Source organism: Gordonia sp. 852002-10350_SCH5691597 (assembly GCF_001665715.1).
In the GTDB taxonomy this organism is placed as follows: Bacteria; Actinomycetota; Actinomycetes; order Mycobacteriales; family Mycobacteriaceae; genus Gordonia; species Gordonia sputi.
Genome location: NZ_LZMO01000122.1, coordinates 1 through 20,517, shown reverse-complemented (window position 1 = coordinate 20,517; position 20,517 = coordinate 1). Strand labels below are relative to the sequence as shown.

22 protein-coding genes, 1 tRNA gene and 1 other RNA gene are annotated in these 20,517 nt (G+C 67.3%); 15 read left to right on the top strand and 9 right to left on the bottom strand.

Going from position 1 to position 20,517, the window contains the following annotated elements:
- Positions 1–58 precede the first annotated feature (58 nt).
- Positions 59–1,507 carry an RNB domain-containing ribonuclease gene (locus A5777_RS09385; RefSeq protein ID WP_064862463.1) on the bottom strand — a complete coding sequence of 483 codons (1,449 nt, stop codon included), beginning with the start codon at positions 1,505–1,507 and terminating at the stop codon, positions 59–61.
- Positions 1,508–1,681: 174 nt separating this feature from the next.
- On the opposite strand from A5777_RS09385, the gene rnpB reads away from it, so the two are divergent.
- Positions 1,682–2,085: RNase P RNA component class A (gene rnpB / locus A5777_RS09380), an RNA gene on the top strand.
- A 115-nt stretch (positions 2,086–2,200) separates the two neighbouring features.
- Here the strand turns inward: rnpB and A5777_RS09375 are convergent.
- The 4 genes from A5777_RS09375 to cobC all read right to left on the bottom strand — a co-directional run bounded on the left by A5777_RS09375 (position 2,201) and on the right by cobC (position 5,931).
- Positions 2,201–2,860, bottom strand: coding sequence for a histidine phosphatase family protein (locus A5777_RS09375; protein WP_064862462.1), 660 nt, complete (start codon positions 2,858–2,860; stop codon positions 2,201–2,203).
- A gap of 8 nt (positions 2,861–2,868) precedes the next feature.
- Positions 2,869–3,606, bottom strand: coding sequence for a zinc ribbon domain-containing protein (locus tag A5777_RS09370; RefSeq protein ID WP_064862461.1), 738 nt, complete (start codon positions 3,604–3,606; stop codon positions 2,869–2,871).
- 71 nt (positions 3,607–3,677) lie between these two features.
- On the bottom strand, positions 3,678–4,850 hold the full coding sequence (locus A5777_RS09365; RefSeq protein WP_064862460.1) for a Nif3-like dinuclear metal center hexameric protein: 1,173 nt from the start codon (positions 4,848–4,850) through the stop codon (positions 3,678–3,680).
- Positions 4,834–5,931, bottom strand: coding sequence for an Rv2231c family pyridoxal phosphate-dependent protein CobC (gene cobC, locus A5777_RS09360; protein ID WP_064862459.1), 1,098 nt, complete (start codon positions 5,929–5,931; stop codon positions 4,834–4,836). The genes A5777_RS09365 and cobC overlap by 17 nt, the downstream gene beginning before the upstream one ends.
- Positions 5,932–6,022: 91 nt before the next feature.
- On the opposite strand from cobC, the gene A5777_RS09355 reads away from it, so the two are divergent.
- The 3 genes from A5777_RS09355 (at position 6,023) to A5777_RS09345 (ending at position 8,266) form a co-directional block, all read left to right on the top strand.
- On the top strand, positions 6,023–6,709 hold the full coding sequence (locus A5777_RS09355) for an HAD hydrolase-like protein (protein WP_064862458.1): 687 nt from the start codon (positions 6,023–6,025) through the stop codon (positions 6,707–6,709).
- Entirely contained in the window at positions 6,702–7,193 is a 492-nt protein-coding gene (locus A5777_RS09350; RefSeq protein WP_064862457.1) for a low molecular weight protein-tyrosine-phosphatase, read from the top strand. Before A5777_RS09355 ends, A5777_RS09350 begins: the two co-directional genes overlap by 8 nt.
- A gap of 65 nt (positions 7,194–7,258) precedes the next feature.
- Positions 7,259–8,266 (top strand): SURF1 family cytochrome oxidase biogenesis protein, encoded by a 1,008-nt coding sequence (locus A5777_RS09345; protein ID WP_064862456.1) that lies wholly within the window; start codon positions 7,259–7,261, stop codon positions 8,264–8,266.
- Here A5777_RS09345 and A5777_RS09340 read toward each other — a convergent pair.
- Entirely contained in the window at positions 8,244–9,218 is a 975-nt protein-coding gene (locus A5777_RS09340; RefSeq protein WP_156529329.1) for a cobalamin biosynthesis protein, read from the bottom strand. The genes A5777_RS09345 and A5777_RS09340 overlap by 23 nt on opposite strands.
- A 55-nt stretch (positions 9,219–9,273) precedes the next feature.
- Between A5777_RS09340 and A5777_RS09335 the strand changes: the two genes are divergently transcribed.
- A complete protein-coding gene (locus A5777_RS09335; protein ID WP_064862454.1) occupies positions 9,274–10,098 on the top strand; it encodes a spermidine synthase in 825 nt (274 codons plus the stop codon).
- 115 nt (positions 10,099–10,213) lie between these two features.
- Here the strand turns inward: A5777_RS09335 and A5777_RS09330 are convergent, their stop codons facing one another.
- Positions 10,214–11,038, bottom strand: a complete 825-nt coding sequence (locus A5777_RS09330; protein WP_064862453.1) for a maleylpyruvate isomerase family mycothiol-dependent enzyme — start codon at positions 11,036–11,038, stop codon at positions 10,214–10,216.
- 286 nt (positions 11,039–11,324) lie between these two features.
- Positions 11,325–12,638, bottom strand: coding sequence for a family 1 glycosylhydrolase (locus A5777_RS09325; RefSeq protein WP_064862452.1), 1,314 nt, complete (start codon positions 12,636–12,638; stop codon positions 11,325–11,327).
- A gap of 232 nt (positions 12,639–12,870) precedes the next feature.
- Between A5777_RS09325 and A5777_RS09320 the strand changes: the two genes are divergently transcribed.
- The 5 genes from A5777_RS09320 to A5777_RS09300 all read left to right on the top strand — a co-directional run bounded on the left by A5777_RS09320 (position 12,871) and on the right by A5777_RS09300 (position 17,075).
- Positions 12,871–13,854 carry an alpha/beta hydrolase family esterase gene (locus A5777_RS09320; protein ID WP_231894612.1) on the top strand — a complete coding sequence of 328 codons (984 nt, stop codon included), beginning with the start codon at positions 12,871–12,873 and terminating at the stop codon, positions 13,852–13,854.
- 55 nt (positions 13,855–13,909) lie between these two features.
- Positions 13,910–14,878: a helix-turn-helix transcriptional regulator gene (locus A5777_RS09315; protein WP_064862451.1), complete on the top strand. Its 969-nt coding sequence runs from the start codon at positions 13,910–13,912 to the stop codon at positions 14,876–14,878.
- An 84-nt stretch (positions 14,879–14,962) separates the two neighbouring features.
- A complete protein-coding gene (locus A5777_RS09310; RefSeq protein ID WP_064862450.1) occupies positions 14,963–16,063 on the top strand; it encodes an NAD(P)H-binding protein in 1,101 nt (366 codons plus the stop codon).
- Entirely contained in the window at positions 16,063–16,773 is a 711-nt protein-coding gene (locus tag A5777_RS09305; protein ID WP_064862449.1) for a CPBP family intramembrane glutamic endopeptidase, read from the top strand. The genes A5777_RS09310 and A5777_RS09305 overlap by 1 nt, the downstream gene beginning before the upstream one ends.
- A 230-nt stretch (positions 16,774–17,003) precedes the next feature.
- A tRNA-Val gene (locus A5777_RS09300) sits at positions 17,004–17,075 on the top strand.
- 108 nt (positions 17,076–17,183) lie between these two features.
- On the opposite strand, the gene A5777_RS09295 is transcribed toward A5777_RS09300, so the two are convergent.
- Positions 17,184–18,458: a tyrosine-type recombinase/integrase gene (locus A5777_RS09295; RefSeq protein ID WP_064862448.1), complete on the bottom strand. Its 1,275-nt coding sequence runs from the start codon at positions 18,456–18,458 to the stop codon at positions 17,184–17,186.
- A 280-nt stretch (positions 18,459–18,738) separates the two neighbouring features.
- Here A5777_RS09295 and A5777_RS09290 point away from each other — a divergent pair, with 280 nt between their 5' ends.
- The 5 genes from A5777_RS09290 to A5777_RS09270 all read left to right on the top strand — a co-directional run.
- Positions 18,739–18,939: a helix-turn-helix transcriptional regulator gene (locus A5777_RS09290; RefSeq protein WP_064862472.1), complete on the top strand. Its 201-nt coding sequence runs from the start codon at positions 18,739–18,741 to the stop codon at positions 18,937–18,939.
- On the top strand, positions 18,936–19,385 hold the full coding sequence (locus A5777_RS09285; protein ID WP_197502334.1) for an HNH endonuclease: 450 nt from the start codon (positions 18,936–18,938) through the stop codon (positions 19,383–19,385). Before A5777_RS09290 ends, A5777_RS09285 begins: the two co-directional genes overlap by 4 nt.
- Before the next feature lie 2 nt (positions 19,386–19,387).
- On the top strand, positions 19,388–19,633 hold the full coding sequence (locus tag A5777_RS09280) for a hypothetical protein (protein ID WP_064862446.1): 246 nt from the start codon (positions 19,388–19,390) through the stop codon (positions 19,631–19,633).
- Positions 19,630–19,875 (top strand): hypothetical protein, encoded by a 246-nt coding sequence (locus tag A5777_RS09275; protein ID WP_064862445.1) that lies wholly within the window; start codon positions 19,630–19,632, stop codon positions 19,873–19,875. The genes A5777_RS09280 and A5777_RS09275 overlap by 4 nt, the downstream gene beginning before the upstream one ends.
- A partial coding sequence (locus A5777_RS09270; RefSeq protein WP_197502333.1) for a hypothetical protein occupies positions 19,872–20,517 on the top strand: 646 nt, incomplete at its 3' end. The genes A5777_RS09275 and A5777_RS09270, both read left to right, overlap by 4 nt.

The window sequence follows — 20,517 nt, the reverse complement described above, 5'->3', positions numbered from 1 at the left end:
GCGGTCCCGGACTGCTGAGCCGAAGCCGGTCCCGGACTGCTGACGCCGAAGGCTGCCGCTAGGCGTTCGATGGTGCGAAGCGTACTTTGCGCGACGCCGGATCGGCTGCGGTCAGGGTGACGTCGATACGCGAGGCCGCGGTCGGAGTGCCGTCGCATTCGGCCAGGATCGGCGGTTGTGCGATGAAGATCTTCGCGCGCTTCTTCGCTGCCGCTCCGGTCTTCGCTGTCGCCCCGGACAGGACCACGGCGTCGAAGCGCTCGCCGACTCGGTCGGCGAGTATCACCGACTCGGCGAGGTCGATACTCTCCCGGTCGGCAGACGACCCGAGCGAGTCGGCAGAACGCAGGATGCCCGGCAGTGTCGGCAACGCACGTAACACCCAGTCTGGCACCGGGTTTCCCGATGTGACGGCCAGGCACACCTCGGTGGCGAATCGATCGCCGAGGCGTCGCAGTGGCGCGGTCACGTGTGCGTAGACGCCACCGATCGCCGAGTGGACCATCTCGTCGCGCGTTGGAGGGGCCGTGTCCGCCTCACCGGTCTGCACGCCGAGCGGGAGGTACCCCGCGCCGCGCATCAGCGAACTCGCCTGCGACATCAGGGCGAGGGTCGACGGCTCGTCGACCGGCAGTGCCGCGAGGAACTGTCCGGGGGTCGCGTCGTCGGGCCACGCGACGTCGAGAGCGTCGGCGGTCGCTCTGAGCTTGTCGACGGCGTCGGCAGGTGCCGGTGGAAGCGTGCGCAGCAGACCGATACCCGCGTCGGCCATGATCTTTCCCGCACAGGTGCCGGTGAGAAGCGACAACTGCGAGTTCCACATATCGGCGGGCGTGCGAGCCGCAAGGGCGAGCACCCATCCGTCGTCGACGCGGGTCACCTCCTGGTCGGGAAGGTCGAGTTCGATTGCCCCGCGCGCCAACGCAACTCGACGTCGGAGCTCACCGAACGCGGGCAGCGCGCTGATCGACGGATGCAGGGTGCGTGCGGCGGCGTCCGCCGTCACTCCCGCATAGTCGAGTCGTGCGACCGATTCCACGAGTGCACGCTCGAGGTGTACTCCGGTCACGTCGCCGTCCGGTGCAACGCGGATCGTCCACAGCACCGCGGGGCGCGTCACGCCGGGGAGCAGCGATCCCGATCCCTCCGACAGCACCCTCGGATGCAACGGCACCGAGCCGTCGGGGAAGTAGATGGTCGCGCCTCGACGTCGACTCTCGGCGTCGAGTGCATGCTCTGGCCGAACGAGCGCGGCGACGTCGGCTATCGCGTAGTGGACCTCGAAGCCGTCTGCGTCGAACGACATCGCGACCGCCTGGTCAAGGTCCATCGACCCCGGCGGGTCGATCGTGACCAGCGGGATGTCGCGACGGTCTACCCGCTCGGCGTGTGCGTCGACCGCGTGCTCCGCCTCGTCGAGCGCGGCTTCGCCGTAGTCCTCGCAGATCCCCAGCTCGGTGCGGATCGACTCGAAGTCGATGTCGGGGGCGGAGAATCTGCGCTGCACTCTTTCGACACTATCGCCGACCGTGCGCTCCAGAGTGCCGACTGGGCGCCTCAGACCGTCGATTGTGCGCTCCTGACCGTCGACTGGGCGCAGCAGAACGTCGGCTGGGCGCTCCCCGCAGCTCCAACGGGCGTGCTGGATGCCCGTGTCAGCGGGCTAAGCTGTACGGGCGAACGAGTCGGCCGGGCGGCCGCGGCGAGCGGAACGGCCAGATCACTGGCAATGCCGCGCGCCGAGGAAAGTCCGGACTCCGCAGAGCAGGGTGGTTGTCAACGGCAACCCGGGGTGACCCGCGGGACAGTGCCACAGAGAACAGACCGCCGATCGAAAGATCGGTAAGGGTGAAACGGTGCGGTAAGAGCGCACCAGCGACGCGGGTGACCGCGTCGGCTTGGTAAACCCCACCCGGAGCAAGGCCGAAGCACGGACCGCGAGGTGCGTGTGCACGGATGATCGAGGGCTGCTCGCCCGAGTCCGTGGGTTGGCTGCTCGAGGCACCCGGCGACGGTGTGTCCAGATGGATGGTCGCCGCCGACTTCGTGTCGGCACAGGATCCGGCTTACACGCCGACTCGTTCGCCCTCGGTCCGGATATACCCACTCGGCACGACACGACGCCCACTCGGCTGTACACGACACCCAGTCGGCAGTACGGGACGCCCAGTCGGCGGTATGTGACGCCCAGTCGGCAGGGTCAGTTCAAGTGGGCGGTCTCGTTGACCGAGCGCACCACCGAGCCGCCGTCCGGGTAGAACTCGGTCACCGACACCGACGCGAGGTCGAGGTGGAGGTGGAACAGCAGCTCCGGCCCGACTGTCAGCGCATGTTGGAGCAGCGTCTTGATCGGTGTCACGTGCGACACCACCACTACGGTCCGCCCCGAATACTTCTGGACCAGTTGGTCTTTCGCCGCGATCACCCGCTCAGCAACCTGCGCGAAGCTCTCGCCGTCGGGTGCCGGGGCGGTGTAGTCGCCGAGCCAGCGGGCGTGTACCTGCGGGTCGCGGGCCGCGGCCTCGGAGAACGTCAGCCCTTCCCAGCCACCGAAGTCGTTCTCGATGAAGCCTGCATCCTCGATCACCTCGCCGCCGATCCGGTCGACGACGGCCTGCGCAGTCTGGCGTGCGCGGTCGAGTGGCGAGCTGACCACGGCAGCGACGTCGGCCTCAGCGACGATGCGCGACGCCGCGGCGAGTGCCTGCTGTTCCCCCAGCTCGGTCAGCCGGGGGTTGCCCCGGCCCGAATAGCGTCGTTCGATCGACAGCGGCGTCTGGCCGTGTCGCAGCAACACCAGGCGCGTCGGTTCTGCGCGCTGCCCCTGCCACGACGGCGTGGCCGCCGAACCGGAGCTCACGATTGCGCCTACAGACCGGACTCGTTGGTACGGACGAGAACTGCGCCGCATTCCTCGCACCGGACCACGTCGTCTGCGAGGGCAGCGGCGATCGAGGCGAGGGTTCCGCGGTCGAGCTCCATCCGGCACGCTCCGCAGCGTCGCGCCCGCAGCAGTCCCGCACCGATCTTGCCCGCGGCGCGCTGCCGGTCGTAGATCGCCAGGAGGTCCGCGGGAATGTCACCGGCGATCGCCTCGCGGCGTGTGATCGCGACCTCGCGATCAGCGTCGACAGCAGCCTTCGCCTCGTCGCGTCGCTTCTCGGCGTCGGCGAGCTGGGTCTGCAGATGTTCGACGGTCGCCGAGGCGCGCTGCCGTTCGGCTTCGACGGCTTCCTGTCGTTCCATGACGCCGAGCAGGTCGTCTTCGAGTACGGAGCGGCGGCGGGCGAGGCTACCGAGTTCGTGCTGCAACTCCGACAACGCCTTGGGCGCCAGTCCCCCACCGGCGAGCAGCGCGGAGTCCTTGCGCTCGCGGTCGGCCATTCCGGTCACCTCGCTGTCGACGCGTCGATACTCGCGGGTGAGGTCTTCAGCGGAGATGTCGGCGCGCACGAGGTCGTCGCGAGTCGAGTCGATCTTGGTGGTCAGCTCGGCGATCTCGGCCACCTCCGGCAGCGATTTGCCGCGATGGTCGACGCGGGCAACGACGGCATCGGCGTCGGCAAGGTCGAGCAGATGTCGCTGCGCGGACGGGTCGGCCTTCACTCGGCATCGACTTTCATGGGGCCTCCTGGAGTTCACACGTTCGGTCAACGGTACGCGGTACCCACCGTCGCTCAGCAATCCGCATGCAGCGTGAACGGGTCGGTTGGCGTCGCGAAGACCTCGACGTCGAGTGCGAGCCTGTTTGCCAGCAGTTCGGCAACCTGTGTGCACCACGGGAATTCGGTGGCCCAGTGCCCCGCGTCGACCAACACCGGTCCGCCCGCACGCAGCGCCTCGTCGACCGGATGGTGCCGCAGGTCGCCGGTCAGATACAGGTCGACGCCGAGGCCACGAACCGTGTCGAGCAGCGAATCGCCCGCGCCACCGCACACCGCAACGGTCTCCACGACGCGGCTGCGCTCCCCGGTGGCACGCACTCCCCACGGCGAGCGCAGCGTACCGGCTGCTCGCGTCACGAACTCCCCGACGGTCGACGGCGATGCGAGCCGCCCCACCCTGCCGAGACCCGTGTCCGAGTCGATGGCTTCTTCGGCAAGGATGTCGAATGCGGGCTCCTCGTAGGGGTGAGCGGCACGAAGTGCAGCGAGCACGGACCGGCGCAGACCGCGCGCCGCGACCATTTCCACCCGCGCTTCGTCGACATGCGTCCGTTCTCCCAGCGACCCGATCGTCGGATTGGCCGCACCTCGCGCCTCGAACTGACCGACGCCCACCACCGACCACGCGCAGTCGCGGTACTCACCGATAGCCCCGGCTCCCGCCGCGAACATCGCCTCGCTGACCTGCTCGGCGCTGCCCTCGGGCACCATGACGATCCACTTGTCCATGGGCGCCAACGGCGCGGGCTGCAGCGGTGAGGTGTCGACGACGCCGAGCACATCCGCGAGCGCATCCGACACTCCCGGACGTGCACTGTCGGCATTGGTGTGTGCGGTGAACAGCGCCGTGCGCGCGCGGATCAGCCGATGCAGCACAGAGCCTTTCGCGGTATCGGCGGCAACCGAGTCGACCCCGCGCAACAGCAGCGGATGGTGCGCGACGATGATGTCGACGTCGGCTGCGACCGCCGCGTCGACGACGGCATCGGTGACGTCGACGCAGATCAGCGCCCGCGCAACGGCTTCCGTGCGATCCCCACACACGAGTCCCACCGAGTCCCATGCCTCCGCCAGTCTCGGCGGGTAGACGCGATCGAGCAGATCGGCCACCGATCCCACCGATATCCCAGCATCTGATGTCCCGGTCACCGAAGTCCCCGTTGTGGACTCATCCTTGTGCGTCATCGTCGACGTCCTTTCGTGCGCGGGCCAGTGCGTCGACCATTGCGGTGACGGTGGCGTTGTCGCGCACCGCGAGCCGCAGGTGATCGCCGTCGAGTCCGACGAAGTTGGCGCAGCTTCGCACACCGAAACCCGCTGCGCGAAGAGCATTCTTGACCGCGATGCCGTTCGGCGTCTCGATGAGCACGAACGGCGCCTCGGGTTGTGTGCACGTCCTGATCCCCGCCAGTGCGAGCCGGTCGAGCATGAAGTCTCGCTCGGCCGCGACGGCGCGCGCAGCGTCGTCGCAGAACCGTTGTCCCGCAGGGCCGACGCACTCGGCCAGAGCAGCGAGCGCGGGCGTCGACAACGGCCAGGGTCGACGTCCCCGGCTCAGCCGTTCGACGATCTCGGGCGACGCCAGGAGGTACCCCGCGCGCAGGCCGGCGAGTCCGAAAGTCTTTGTCACGCTGCGTATCACGACGATGTCGTCGTTACGCATCGACGCGAGGGACTGCGGCTCACGCTCGCCGGTGACCGGATCGACGGTGAGATCGGCGAACGCCTCGTCGACGACGAGTATTCGTCCGGGCCTGCGCATCGCATCGAGCGCGGCTCTGCTGTGCAACACCGACGTCGGGTTGGTCGGGTTGCCGACGACGACGAGGTCGGCATCGTCGGGGATGCGGTCGGCGATGTCGTCGGGGTCGATGCACCACGGCGGCGGCAACTGCACCTGGGTGATGGGGATTCCGGCTGCCCGCAGGGCGATCTCCGGCTCGGTGAACGAGGGTTGGACGAGCGCGGCGTGCCGAGACCCGAGCCGTGGCAGCGCCTCGAACCCGTCCGCGGCGCCCGCGAGCAGCATGACCTCGTCCGGATCCCGTTGGTGTAGTGCACAGATCGCAGCTATCGCGGCATCGGCGTGCGCGGTGCTCGGATAGGACGCGAGACGTGCACAGGCGTCGGCGATCGCGGCGCGGACGAACTCTGGCGCCTCACCGCGCACGTTGACGGCGAAATCGACGACACCGGCCTCCACGTCGACATCGCCGTGTCGGCTGAGGCGGTACACGCTGTCCTGCGGGGTCGTGCCTGCTGTCATAACCGTCGAGCCTAATGGTCGAGTGCCGACGGATCGGCCGACAGCAACACGCCATTCGGACACCCGCTGCGGTACATGTCACGATGGAGCCGTGACCTCTCCGGCAGATCCACATGATCCGCGGACCGTACTGTTGTTCGACCTCGACGGCACGATCACCGACAGCTTCTCCGGCATCGTCAACAGCTTTCGCCACGCACTCGCCGAGGTCGGGGCACCCGAACCACCCGACGACGTCGTCGCGGGCGTCGCGGGACCACCGATGATCGACACGCTCATCGGCCTCGGACTCGACCAGGAGACCGCCGACGACGCGATGCGCGCCTACCGCAAGCGCTACACCGACGTCGGATGGCTCGAGAATTCGGTCTTCCCGGAGATACGCGAGCTCGTCGACGATCTCGCGACCCAGGGCCGGACGATGACGATCGCGACGTCGAAAAACGAGAACACGGCGCGAGCCATCCTCGAGCATTTCTCCCTCGCCGACCGCTTCGCGGCGATCTGCGGTGCCAGCGACGACGGCTCGCGGCGCAGCAAGGCCGACGTGATCGCGTGGGCCCTGAGACAATCGGGCATCACACCCGACCCGGACACCGGACTTCCCGACCATCCCGTCGTGATGATCGGAGATCGGTCGCACGATGTCGACGGTGCCGAGAGCTTCGGAATCCCGACAGTCTTCGTCTCGTGGGGTTACGCTCGGGCCGGGGAAGGGGACGCTGCCTCGTGGCGCGTCGATTCTGTTGTCGATCTGCGTGAGGTCTTAGGTGTCTGATCAACTACACGTCTGTTTCGTGTGCACGGGCAATATCTGCCGGTCGCCCATGGCGCAGAACATTTTCCGATCTGCCATCGACGACGCCGGCCTCTCCGACCGGGTCCGCGTGACGAGTCGGGGTACCAGCAGCTGGCATGTCGGCGAACCCGCCGACAATCGCGCACGCACCGAGTTGCTCGCCCACGGCTACTCCGACGCCCACACCGCAGCCCACCTCTCCCCCGACGACTTCGACGCCGACCTGCTGGTCGCGATGGATTCCGGCCACGCCAAGGATCTCGAACGCAAACGGCTCGGCGATCGCGTGCGGCTGCTGCGCAGTTTCGATCCCGACGCAGGCGACGACCTCGACGTCGCCGACCTCGACGTCGCCGACCCCTACTACGGGACACAGGACGATTTCGCGCTCACCCGCCAGCAGATCGAGGCGGCCGTTCCGGGCATGTTGGCCTGGGTCAACGACCGCCTGGGCAACAGCTAGCCGCCGCAGCGTCGTACATCGCCCCGCACCTCCGATGGGTGTGGGCACCTCGGTACCGTTGAGGCATGCGCGTGCTCCGGACCTTCCTGCGACCTGGGTGGATTGCCCTGGCTGTGGTGGTCGTGGCATTCGCCGCGCTGTGTTTCTCCATCCTCGCTCCGTGGCAGCTGGGCAAGAACAGCAGAACGAGCGAACGCAACCATCTCATCGAGCAGGCCGTGTCGATCGCGCCCGTTCCGCTTGCGTCGGTCGCACCGGCCGGTAGCGGATTCCGACCCGACACCGAGTGGCGCGAGGTGCACATCACCGGCACCTTCCTGACCGACAAGCAGGCTCTGGTCCGACTGCGTTCGGTCGAGGAACGTCCGGCCATCGAGGTGTTGACGCCCTTCCGGGTTGCCGGTTCGGACAGGGTGCTCGTGGTCGATCGCGGCTACATACGACCCGACCAGGGACAGACACCGGTCGTACCTGCGCCGCCGGCGGGTGAAGTGACCATCGACGGTCGGATCAGGGCGGGCGAGGGCACGACGTCCGGTCGAGGCGCGGCGGTTGTCGACGGTGCCCTGTCGATGTACACGATCGATCCCACCGAACTGTCGCGCGCGACCTCCACCGGCATGGACCCGTTCTACATCCAGATCTCGCCGAACCAGCCGGGATCGCTCGGCGAGATCCCGCTACCCCAACTCGAATCCGGCCCCTACCTCTCCTACGGACTGCAGTGGCTTGCGTTCGGGATCATGGCTCCGCTCGGAGCCGGATACTTCATCTACGCCGAGATCAGGCAGCGTCGTCGGGCACGTGGCACGGCGAACACCGCGACCACCACGTCGACGGATTCCGCTGCGGCGACCACGGATGCGCAGACTCCTGCCGCCTCGACCGCGGCGCCGGCGAGTGCCGCCTCCGACCGCGCCGCACGCCGCAGACGATTGCGCGCGGAACTGCGTGGCGACACCGTCGTCGACGACACCGACCACTCCGACACGACGCGGATCGGTTTCGGCCCGGACACCGAACACGCACCCGACGACGTCCGCGACAAGCTCACCCAGCGCTACGGCGGCTGATCACCCGCCGTCGTAGTGCACCGATCGCGTACGCGCTCAACGCACTCGATGCCAGCGCTCCGATCTGGACCCGCCGCGACAGACGCGTCGTCGAATACAGGTCCGCAACCTCCGGCGACCGACCGTCTCCGAGCGCAGGACGTTCTTCGACGCCGTGTGGGTACACCGTCCGACCGCCGAGACGAAGCCCGAGCGCCCCGGCGAACGACGATTCGACGACGCCCGCGTTCGGGCTCGGATGCGCTGCGGCATCGCGTCGCCACGCACGGAGAGCGCCTACGCGGTCTTGTCCGAGCACAACGACCAGCACCCCGGCGAGCCGTGCCGGTAGGAGATTCGCGAGGTCGTCGAGACGCGCTGAAGCCCAACCAAATCGTCCGTACCTGTCGTTGCGGTAGCCGACCATCGAATCGAGAGTGTTGACGGTTCGATACGCGATCAGCCCGGGCACACCGGCGACGCCACCCCAGAACAGTGGAGCCACTGCAGCATCTGACGTGTTCTCGGCGATCGATTCGACTGCGGCACGCACGATTCCGGCAGCGTCGAGGCTCTCGGGGTCACGACCGCACAGGCTCGGTACCAGCGCACGTGCGGCGTCGATGTCGTCGACGGAGAGATCATCCGCGACCTCACGCCCGACCCGGTTGAGCGTCGTGCCACCGAGTACGGCCCACGTCGCCACCGCGACGGCCGCAATCCGCACAGGTGAGGAATCGACGCGCCGGGCGGCTCTGTCGACACCGAGCCCGAGGGCGATCGACGCGCACACCGACGTCGCGGCGAAACCTATCCCCACCGCGCGCGAGTCGGCGTACACGGCCCGCTCGAGTCGGCCGATCGCGCGCCCGAGGCCCGCGACAGGATGCCACCGGCGCGGGTCGCCCACTGCGCGGTCGAAGAGGTAGCCGACGCACAGCCCGACCGGGACGTCGAGTGCTCGACCCGCCACGCGCGGACTGGTACTGGATGGGGCTCGACGCACCGCGCGATCGTATCGTCACCTCATGGCCAAACCCCGTCCCGCACCCGTCCCGGGTAGCCACCCCATCGACACCGGCACCGCCGAGGTGGTTGCCGATCCCATCTCGGGTGGCTGGCTGCTGCTGATCAACGGGACCCACAGCTCGCACATCCACCCCGACGATCCGTCGGCTCTCGATTTCGAATATCTCCGACAGATGGCCGCGGTCATCGACGATCGCTATCCCGATACCTCCACGCCGCTGCGGGTTCTCCACCTCGGCGGGGCCGCGTGCGCGCTCCCGCGGACTCTGGCCGACCGCTACCCGCGGGCGAGGCAGGTTGCTGTCGAAATCGACGCCGAGTTGGCCCGATTGGTGCGCGAATGGTTCGACCTGCCGCGTGCGCCACTGTTACGCATTCGCGTGGGCGATGCGCGGGCGGTGACCGAATCGCTGACGGAAGGTTCGCGGGATGTGGTGATCCGCGATGCCTTCGTCGACGCGCGCACACCGTCGCATCTGACGACGGTCGAATTCGTACAGGCGGTCAAAAAAGTGTTGACTCCCGGCGGGCTCTATCTCGCGAACTGCGGCGATGCGCGAACTCTCGATCTGGTGCGCGCCGACGCCGCCGCCGTCGCGGAAGTGTTCGCCAATGTCATGCTGATCGCCGATCCCGCGATGCTCAAGGGGCGGCGAACCGGCAACGTCGTCGTCGTGGGGAGCGACGACGACCTCGGTCCGTCGTCGGCATTGGTGCGCACCCTGCTGAGCGACCCGCTCCCCGCACGCACGATTGCGGGAAGCGAAGCGCGCGCGTTCGGGCGTGGGAAATACCTTCGCGATCCCGAACAAAGTGTGCGATAAGGGTATTCTTTATCGGCCGATACCCTCAGAATCGACCGTTTGAATGACACTTTCTTGGATACCTAGATCGATTGATGCGTTATCTCGAAGCCTGGTAGAAAATCCGTTCGAGGCTTCAGATCACATAGTCGATCCGGTCGAGCACGGCCTTCGCCAGCGCCTCGTCACCGGTGACGATCACCGCGCGCGGATCGGCATCACGCCGGCCTCCGACCAGACGCGCCAACTCGACTCCGTCGACGCGTAGGGTGACGTCGGCGGCATCGTCACCACCGTCGAATGACTCGACAAGCCCTGCACGCCCGTCCACCGCGACCCTGACCTCACGAGGTGCGACACCGGTGATCTCGAACCGGACCCTGCTGCCGTCGGGCGCCGACGCGCGCTTGCCCACCACGAAGGGCAACGACGACGAGATCTCGTCGAGTGCGACGCCCGCCGTAACGGGATCCGACGGCGAGTCGTCGCCAAGGGCGTCGCGCAGGTCGACCTCGTGAATCCAGCAGTCGAAGACGCGGATGCGCATGAATCGTCCGTAGGTGTCGGGGCCGGCCGGGGTGGCCGTCTGCGCGTCGAACTCGTCCTGCGTCATCGCCATGAGTGCCGCGGTGCGCACCTCGATGATCTCGTCGAGCGCAGCGAGCACCTCCTCCCGAGACTCGTCACGGAAGTAGTCGGCCCATCGCTCGTTGAGCTCGCCGATCGGATTCTTCACATGCGTTCGCGAGGTGATGTCGGCTGCGGCCTCCACATCCCGACCGTCGAGCATGCTCTCCGTGCCGATGATGTGGGCGACGATGTCGGCGTTGGTCCAGCCAGGGAGCACCGACGGTGCCGACCACTGCTCGTCGGTGAGTTGCGCCGCGAGTGACTGCAGCGCAGCCCACTCGGTGGTCAGAGCTGCGGTGATCGAATCCTTGTCGACGACGGTGAGCGGCATGTTCTCGTCCTTCCGGGGGCTGTCGGCGTTGCGCGCCTACATGGCTGTCAGCGCACCGGCCGACACTAACGGTTCTCGAGGGATTGCAGCATACTGAGCAGCCGGAGCCGGGGCAGGAACTTCCTCGAGCGCGTCGCGGAACTGTTGCATGCTGACCCGCTCGGCCGAACCCCGAGGCGCGCGCATCGCTCGAACGAAGGGCGGCAGCGGGTTCGTCGCGCACCATCATGCGCTGACCGATGGCGTCGAGTTCAGCGGCGGTCGGCTCACGCAGACGCGATGGGCGTCAGCGCACCGGTTGGCCACAACTCGCGGGAGCGGCGGCCAGCGAACACCACTGGGCCGGCCGGGTCGGGCGATACGCCGACCCCACTCCGTTGCGCGCGGTGATGTCGCGATAGGCCGGCACCGCGTCCGTCGGTTGTCTGCGCAGCGTCGGATCTGTTTTGACGTCGACGGTGTACAGCCCGAATCGTGGTGTGTACGAACCCCATTCGTAGTTGTCGGTGAGGCTCCAATAGTTCAATCCGATGACCGGAATGCGGTCTGCACGCGCCCGCCCGACCCAGTAGACGAGGTCACGCAGATGATCACCGCGACGATAACCGTCGGGGCGCGGCTTGCCATTCTCGGTCGGCATGCCGGTCTCCACGACGTAGAGGGGTTTACCCGGGAAGCGCCGCGCGAGATCACGCAGCGAGTAGTAGATCCCGTCGGCCGATACCGTTGCGTTCCAATTCTTTCCCGTGGCGGCGTTGACCGCGCTCAGGTCGGTGACCGACGCCGAGTAGTAATAGTCGAGACCGATGAAGTCGAGAGAATCGCGCACCCGATCGGCAAATGCGGTGTCGACGATCGGCTCGACAGTCGGGACGTAAGCGATGTTCGACGACACCATGGCGGCGGGCTGACGCTGGTGGATGTATCGGTAGATCGACGTGTGCACGTCGACGAGGCGGTCGCGCATCGTTGCACTCGCAGCCGCGGAGAGTCCACCCATGCGCAGCTCGTTGACGATATAGATCGTCGGCTCGTTGATGGTGATCCACAGCGGGTTGTCATGGGCGTACCTGTCGACGACAAAGCGCGCGTTACGTAGCCACGCCTGCGGCGTCGAGGCATTCGCCCAACCGCCGCGCGCTGCAACCCATCCCGGATAGACCCAGTGATCGAGGGTGATCATCGGCCGCATTCCCGCGCTCACGATTGCCGCGATCATGTCGTCGTAGTACGCGAGCTCGCGACGGTCGATCACTCCCGGCTTCGGCTCGATGCGCGCCCACTCGACACCGACGCGATAGACCGTGACACCAAGGGACTTCGCGATGGCGATATCCGAGCGATAGCGATGACGAAAGTCGACGGCGGACCCCACCTTGTCGTCGGTCTTACCCGCGGCGACATATCTGGTCCAGTTACTGTCCGGCGACGACCCCTCGGACTGGAAACCCGACGACGACACACCCCAGAGGAATCCCGGAGGCAGGGTTCCGGGGTCGGCGGCCGGCAGAGGCTGCGCCCCCGGCGGCTGCGCCCCCGCCTGGGCGGGAAGTGCGCACACCGTCGCGACTAGCGCGACTACCAGCAATATCAGCGGCACGCCTGCGCCTTTCCTACGAAGAACCTCATGGGCTCCGCTACCTGCGGCTCTGCGACGCACCATCATGGCGCTCAGCATCGCAAACAAGACCCTCCGGTCGTGCCGAATCGGCACGACCGCACCAGAATGCTCCGCGAGACCTGAAGAGACAGCCAGGCGTCGACTACCGACAGCACGTGAATCCTCCGCCCGGATCACAGCCCCGCGTGTGCCGACCCTCTATCCTTGGCGAGTGCCGCGATCCGCCCGACGCCGTGCCTGGCGCACTGCACTCTCACTTGTCCTCGGCGTTCTCACCGCCGTCACTGTTGTCTCGGTTGCCGGGGCCGTCCCGGCGGCGAACGCCGTCGAACCGCTTCATCGGGTGGCCGACCTCTCCGGATGTGCCGGGCCGAACCGTCTCGCATCGGGGACGTCGAAACATACGACGACCGTCGACGGCGTCGAGCGCACCTACAGCGTCAACGTGCCCGCCGGTTACAGCGGGCAGTCGACGTACCCGTTGATTCTGGCGTTCCACGGGCACGCCGAACCCGCGGCGACCTTTGCACGGTTCACCGGTCTCGCGCAGCTCCCCGCGATCGTCGTCTATCCCGAGGGCCTGCGCGGAACCGACGGACTCGTCTCGTGGCAGGGTGCGCCGTACTCCTCGCCTCGCGCCGACGACATCGCGTTCACCCGAACGATCCTGCGTGAGATGCGGGCGGCGGCATGTATCGACTCGAGCCGGACGTACGCGGCCGGCCGATCGAACGGTGGCGGACTCGTCGCGATGCTCGCGTGCAGGCTGCCCGCCGAGTTCGCCGCCTACGCGGTGGTCAGCGGTGCGTTCTACGACGCCGGTCGTCCCAACTGCCCCGGCGCCCCGCCCGCATCCATCATCGATTTCCACGGCACAGCCGACCGAACGATCCACTACACCGGCGGCGTGCGACACGGCGGAGCCTATGTTCCCGTCATGGACTGGCTGTCGGGGTGGGCGGCACGCGACGGTTGCCTCACTCAGCCACTCGAGTTTCCCGTCAACCGCTACGTCACCCGCATCGACTGGCCGTTCTGCGCAGCGTCGGGTCACGAGATCACCCACTACCGCGTCAACGGCGGCGCACACGTGTGGCCGGGCTCCACCGGAAGCCCGTCACCGGCCGGGCAGCTGAGCAATTCGATCTCGGCAACGTCGTTGATCTGGCAGTTCTTCACCCGCCACACAAAGTGACACGATCTGCGCATTGCGGACCACAATTGTCCGCAATGCGCGCGACAATGACCCCATGCTCGATTCGTCTGCGCGACTACTGCAGCTCCTGTCCCTGCTCCAGATGCGCCAGGAGTGGTCGGGCGACGATCTCGCCACGCGACTGAACATCACCAAGCGGACGGTCCGCCGCGACGTCGACAAGCTGCGCGACCTCGGATATCCAGTCGACTCGACAGTCGGTGTCGGAGGCGGGTACCGGTTGGGCGCGGGCGCGGAGATGCCCCCACTGTTGCTCGACGACCAGGAGGTCCTCGCCGTCGCGCTGGGACTCAACGCGATCAGCAGCGCCGCCGTCAGCGATATGACCGAGGCTTCTTCGGGTGCACTGGCCAAGTTGCGGCAGGTGATGCCCTCACGGTTGCGGCATCGACTCGACGCCCTCACGCTCGATTCCCTTCCGCAGGGACCGCGCGACACCGAAGTGGCCGCAGAGGTGCTGTCCGACATCGCGACCGCGTGCCACCGCACGGAACGTCTGCGATTCGACTATCGACGCCACGACGGAACCGAGAGTCGACGCGAGGTCGAGCCATACAGACTGGTGCGCAAGGGATCTCGGTGGTATCTGGTGTCCTGGGACCCCGACCGCGACGACTGGCGTTCCTTTCGCGTCGACCGCATGACGGTCAAGACACCCAACGGGGCACGTTTCGTCCCTCGTGAACTCCCCGAAGGTGGTGCCGCCGCTTACCTGGCGCGCAGTCTCGGCGCTGCGTACCGGTCCGCCACCGCACGGGTGCGCATTCACGCACCGCTGGCCGTCGTCGAGAAGATGGTCGACGACGCTTGGGGCACAATCGAATTCGGAGATGGTTCGAGCTGCGAGCTCACGATCTACAGCACCTCGCTCACTTCTATCGCACGCTGGTTACACGCTTTCGACTCCGACTTCTCGGTTCTCGAACCCGCGGCGCTGCGTGCCGAATGCCGCGCCGTTGCGGAACGCCATGTGCAGCTCGCCGAACGGTACCGCCGCGCCTGACCCCCGCGCGAGTCGCCGTGATGCGTCCGTGATGCCGTAATCACGAGTGGGCCACGCCGCGGTGTGCTGGCTAGTGTGGCGACAATGCGGCTCCTGGTCACCGGTGCAACCGGATATGTCGGCTCACGACTCGTCGACGCCCTTCTCGCGTCCGATCACGAGGTCGTCGTCGCGTCGCGATCGCCAGAGCGGTTGTCGCGGTACGGATGGTCCGACGACGTGACCGCGGTCGAGATGGACGTCGACGACCCCGATTCGGTAGGTGCCGCCATCGACGCGGCCAGCCCCGACGACCACCCGGTCGACGCCCTGTACTACCTCGTGCACGGCATCGGGCAGGCCGACTTCGCCGACGGCGACCGCGCCGCCGCACGCTCCGTCGCACAGGCGGCCCGCAGTCGAGGCATCCCTCGCATCATCTACCTCGGCGGTTTCGTGCCCGACGGCGACGAGATGTCGGCGCACCTACAGAGCCGCGCGGACGTCGGTGAGGGACTCGCGATCGACGGCGGCGCCGAACTCGTCTGGTTGCGTGCCGCGGTGATCCTCGGGGCGGGCTCGACGTCGTTCGAGATCCTGCGCTACCTCGCCGACCGCTTCCCGGTGATCCCCGAGCCAGGCTGGATCGACAATCCGATGGACCCGATCTCCATCCGCGACGTCATCCACTACCTCGTCGCGGCCGCCGACCCGTCACTACCGGCGGGCTCCTACGACATCGCCGGTCCCGATACCGGCGTCTACCGATCGATCCTCGACGAGTATCTCCGCGCGGTCCGCATGCCTCGACTACGCGTGCGCGTTCCGTCGATCAGCACCCGGCTCGCGGGTAAGGTCGGGGGCATCATCACGCCAGCCCCAGCAGCGTTGACCGAAGAACTGGTCACGTCGCTGCAGTATCCGATGCGCGCCTCCGAGCACCGCATCACCGAGTTCGTGTCCCCACCGACCGGAGGTCTCACCACCATGCGAGACGCCATTCGCGCGTCGGTCGAGTCGCCTTATCCCCGTCCGGTTTCCGAGCTCGAGGATCTGCACCACCTCGCCGACACCGACCCCGACTGGGCGGGCGGCGACCTACTGCGAGCCCGCCGCGCAGCGCTCGGCGCGGTGTTCGGCGTGATCGGAACCGTAGCGGGCGTGACGCTCGTCGCCCGGCGTGTTCTCGGGCAGTTCCTGCCCTGATGTCGACCGCCTCCCTGCCCCGGTCGGTGACCCGGCTCCTCGACGCTGTCGCCGTCGACCGCAACACAGACCAACCCATCTATTCGACGCGCCGTCGGCTCGCCGTGGTCGGATTCCTGCTCATCGGCGCCGTCTTCCTGGGAGTCTCTCTCTCGGTGACACCCGGCGACACCGCGTTCTACCCGCTGACACTCGGCCTCGCGGCCACCTGGATCATCGGAGCGATAGCCACCAGCAGGCTCTCTGCCGGAAGGTTCTCCCTCGACGGCGACGGAACGACGTCGGGCGCCGTTGCGCTCGGAGTGGTCGCGGGCGTCGCGATGGGCGCGGTGTTCGTCATCGGAGCGTTTCTCACGAAGCTGATCGGACCGCTCAGCGAACTGGTCAGCAACGTGCTCGCCTTCGCCGACTACGGCAGCATCGCGGTCGTCACCGCGATCACCCTGATCAATGGCGCCGCAGAGGAATTGTTCTTCCGCGGCGCGGTGTACTCGGCGGTGCGGCCGCATCACCCGGTCGTCGTGTCCACCGTCGTCTACACGATCGCGACCCTGGCCAGCGGAAACGTGATGCTCGGGTTCGCCGCGATACTCCTCGGCGCGGTGTGCGCGATCCTGCGTCGCTGCACCGGCGGCGTGGCGGCACCGATCTGCACACACGTCGTCTGGTCGACGATCGTGCTGTTCGCCCTGCCGCCGATTTTCGGGTGATCCCGGTTTGCTGCTGCTGACCCCAGAACTTTTCCGGCCCTCCGCCGCGGACCCGCGTCGTAGATGAGTGTCCGATCGAAGGATGTGTGTGCTGCAGCATCCACATCCTTCGATACGACACACATTTAGGGTGCCGCTTGGCTGCCTGGGGCTCGCAGTTTGGGTTCCGACCTGCCGACCGGCTAGATTCGTGTGTTGACGCGCGAGGCTTGGGCCCGACGACGCGTCGAGCGCGTATAGCTCAGCGGTAGAGCTCTGGTCTTACACACCAGCGGTCAGGGGTTCGAATCCCTTTGCGCGCACCGAATAACAGCAGTTCAGAGCGCTAGAGGCCAGCGAGAGCTACGACGGGCCGGTCCGCAGTCCGCAACCAGTCCGCAGTACGAAACACACCAGTCCGTTACTTGGCATTACTCATCGCCCCCATTGCCTCCGATCGCACGGTCGAGCAGCGACATCGCGCGGTCGGTTTCGGATGCAAAAAGATGCCCGTAGGTGTCGGCCGTGAGCGTGAGTGAGTGGTGTCCCATCCATTCCTGCACTTGCTTCGGTGGGACACCCGACGTGAGGCAGATCGACGCGAAGCTATGCCGCAGTGAGTGCAACGTCGCGTCGCCGTCGATCTCAGCGAGGTCGCGGGCAGGTGCGAAGACGCGCTTGCTGAAGTTGCCACGGCGCAGCGGCCCGCCGGTGGCCGTGGTGAACACGTAGTCGCCCGGCTCGCGGTCGGCGATCTGCGCCCGGAGCGGGGCGACCAACGCCGCGGGCACGGGGACCTCGCGCGACTTCCGGTTCTTCGGAGCGCCGACGACGACGCGGCCGGACACTTCCGAGACCGCGGTGTCGATGACCAACCGGCGCCGGTCGAGGTCGACGCGCGACACCCGCAACCCCGATAGCTCACCGAACCGAAGCCCGCACAGCCCGAGCACACGCAGCGCGAGCCCGTTAGGCGACATCGGGACCTCGACGGCCGACCACTCGGCGGGCGTCGCCGACGCCTTGCCCGCAGCGATCCGTGAGCGAACGGTCGCGGTGAGGTAGTCCGCGGCACGGCCCAACCGGTCGATCTCGGCGGGGTCGAGGAACACTTTGTCAGTCGGCGTCATCGCGGGGAGTGGGACGTCAGACGCCGGGTTGGAGCGCAGACGCTTCGACCGCACCGCAAGGCCGAGAATCTGATGCAAGACCGCGTGAGCGTGCCGGACCGAGGACGCCGAGAGTTTGCGGTCGGTCGTCTCGGCGGTGCCGTCGGTGAGCCCGCCGACCCACACCACGATCTCGTCGTGGTCGACCTGCGCGAGCGGGACATGCCCCCACCGTGGTTTGACGTGCTTGGTCCACACGTTTGAGTAGCTCGCCGCAGTCGCGGCCGTCTTCGCCTTGTTGCCTGCGAGCCAGGTCTCGGCGACGGCGCCGACAGTGACCGCCGACTTCGACGGGTCGACCCACTCCCCGCGCGTCACGGCCGCGGATTGGTCGCGCAGCCACGCTTCAGCCTGTTTCTTCGCCTTGTCCCGGAATGACTTGGTGTGCTCGCGGCCGTCGGTGCCGACGTAGCGCGCGAGGTAGCGCATCCCTTGCCCGTGACGGGCCGACGGGGTGCCGTCGCGACGTGTCCACCGATCCTCGACGCGGGCACCCGTGACGCGCTTGGTCGGGATGGATTCGGGAGTAATCGACATGACACCAACAGTAACAACTCACCGACTTTAGGAGGTCAGACATGTCGATGTGATGCACATCACAATTATTCGTGTTTCCGCAGGTGGAACCTAGTTGTCACGGTTGATCACCAACCATGACATCAGCGTTGGACCTGCGCGTATGACGCACGCAAAATAGTTGTCACGGTTCTTGTCATATGCCTTATGCGGCAACGACTTTCGACAATATCGTTGTGCCGTGTCTTACTTGTTTCAGGCCGCACCAGCGACCACCGAACACACCAGGGAGACACCAACCATGACCGACACCACCCCCGAGCGGCTGGGCGTACAGGAAGCCGCCGACTACCTCGGCGTGAGCCGACAAACCTTGTGCAACCTGCGCAGCGCAGGCACCGGCCCGGCGAGCTATCTGCTTGGTAACCGGCTGAAGTACGACCGCCGCGATCTCGACCTATGGGTTGCGCAGCGCAAGGCCGCAACGCTGGTCGCGGGATGACCGCACCAACGATTGACCCGGCGAGACTGAAGGCGATACGTCGAGGCATCACCCCGGCGATGCGCGAGCGGATTCTCGACGTAGAGGCGTGTCACTACTGCGGGGCGTTGTGGCCCGACATCGTCGAGCACGTCGTGCCGGTTGCACAAGGTGGGGGCGTCGACCTCGACAACTTGGTTGCGGCATGTCGCCGCTGCAACGTCGAGAAGGGCGCTCACACCCCCGACCAATGGGCAGAGCGACGACTCGCGCAGGGCAAGCCGTGGCCGATCCCGTCTGCGGTCGACCGTGTCGAGGACCTGCTCACTCGCGGCATCATCGACCCGCTCGACAACGCCGACGCCCTGACCAAACACGTAATCGCCGCTCGCGACTTCGAGATCGGCGACTACCAGCCCGCTACCTGCGGGTGCCCCACCAACCGACACACCCACCAGGAGAACTAGTCATGCCCGAAAACACCGCAGCCGCCCGCGTCGACGTCGTCGGCGACATCACCACGATCACCACCGAGGCAGGCGCCCGACTCGACCTCACCGCTACGGACCTGCTCACCCTCGCCCCCGCGCTCTATGGCCTCGCCCGTTTCTGCTTGGTCGCGTCGCCCCTCGACGAGGCCGAGACCGCCGAGCGCCTTCAGGCCCTCGACGCGGCCGTGCAGGCCAGCGAAATCGAGTGGGGCGCGCTCCGATGACCGCCGACACTATCCCCGAACCGTTCACGATCCCGGAGCGCGTCGAGGTCGGCGAGATCGGCCGTCAGTTCGGGATGCGATGGCCGACGGGTACCGTCCCGCCGAAGCGATCCCTTGTCGTCCGGCTCGCGAATCGCATTGTGCGGATGCGCGATTCGGGCACGACCCCCTACTACTCGGACCTCTCGCAGACCTTCCGTTGGGGTGTGCGTTTCAACTATCAGGGAGACACCGAACGATGACCACGAACATCACCGAGACCCCGCCCGCCGCCCTCGCGCCCCGCACGTCGACCGCCGCCCGCAAGGCCAGCGATACCCGCATGGCACGCGAGACCGAGCGACTCAACGACAGCATCGCCACTCTCCGGCGGGGTGAGGGCCGACCTCGCCCGTCGCTGCGCCCGGCCCTCGCGGGTCGAGCCCTCGAACTCTGGGAGCCAACCGAGAAGCGCACCTTGCGCGGTCATTCCCGCGCACTCGGCGCGCTCACCGTGCCGGAGACCGCCGACCCCACCGCGCGGATTGTCGAGGCGATGCGCGCCAGCGGTGCAGCGGGTGAGCCCGTCGATCCCGACGGCGAGCACGTCGCCGCACTCGTCGAGTTCCACCGCGCCCGCAACGACGCGGACGCGATGTCCGCAGCCCGCCACGAAGTCACCCGCCAGACCGCGCGGGCACTCACCGCCGACGTCGCCGCGATGCGCCGAGAACTGTTGTCGGCGGTCGCCGCCGACCTTCGGGACGTCGCCGCCGACGCCGAGCGGATCGCACCCGCCCTCGACGGGGTCACCACCGCCGACGAGGCGATCACCAAGGGTGTCGTGTCCGCGTGGAAGTCACGTAGCACTCTCGCCGAACGCACCCTCGACGGCGCGAACTGCC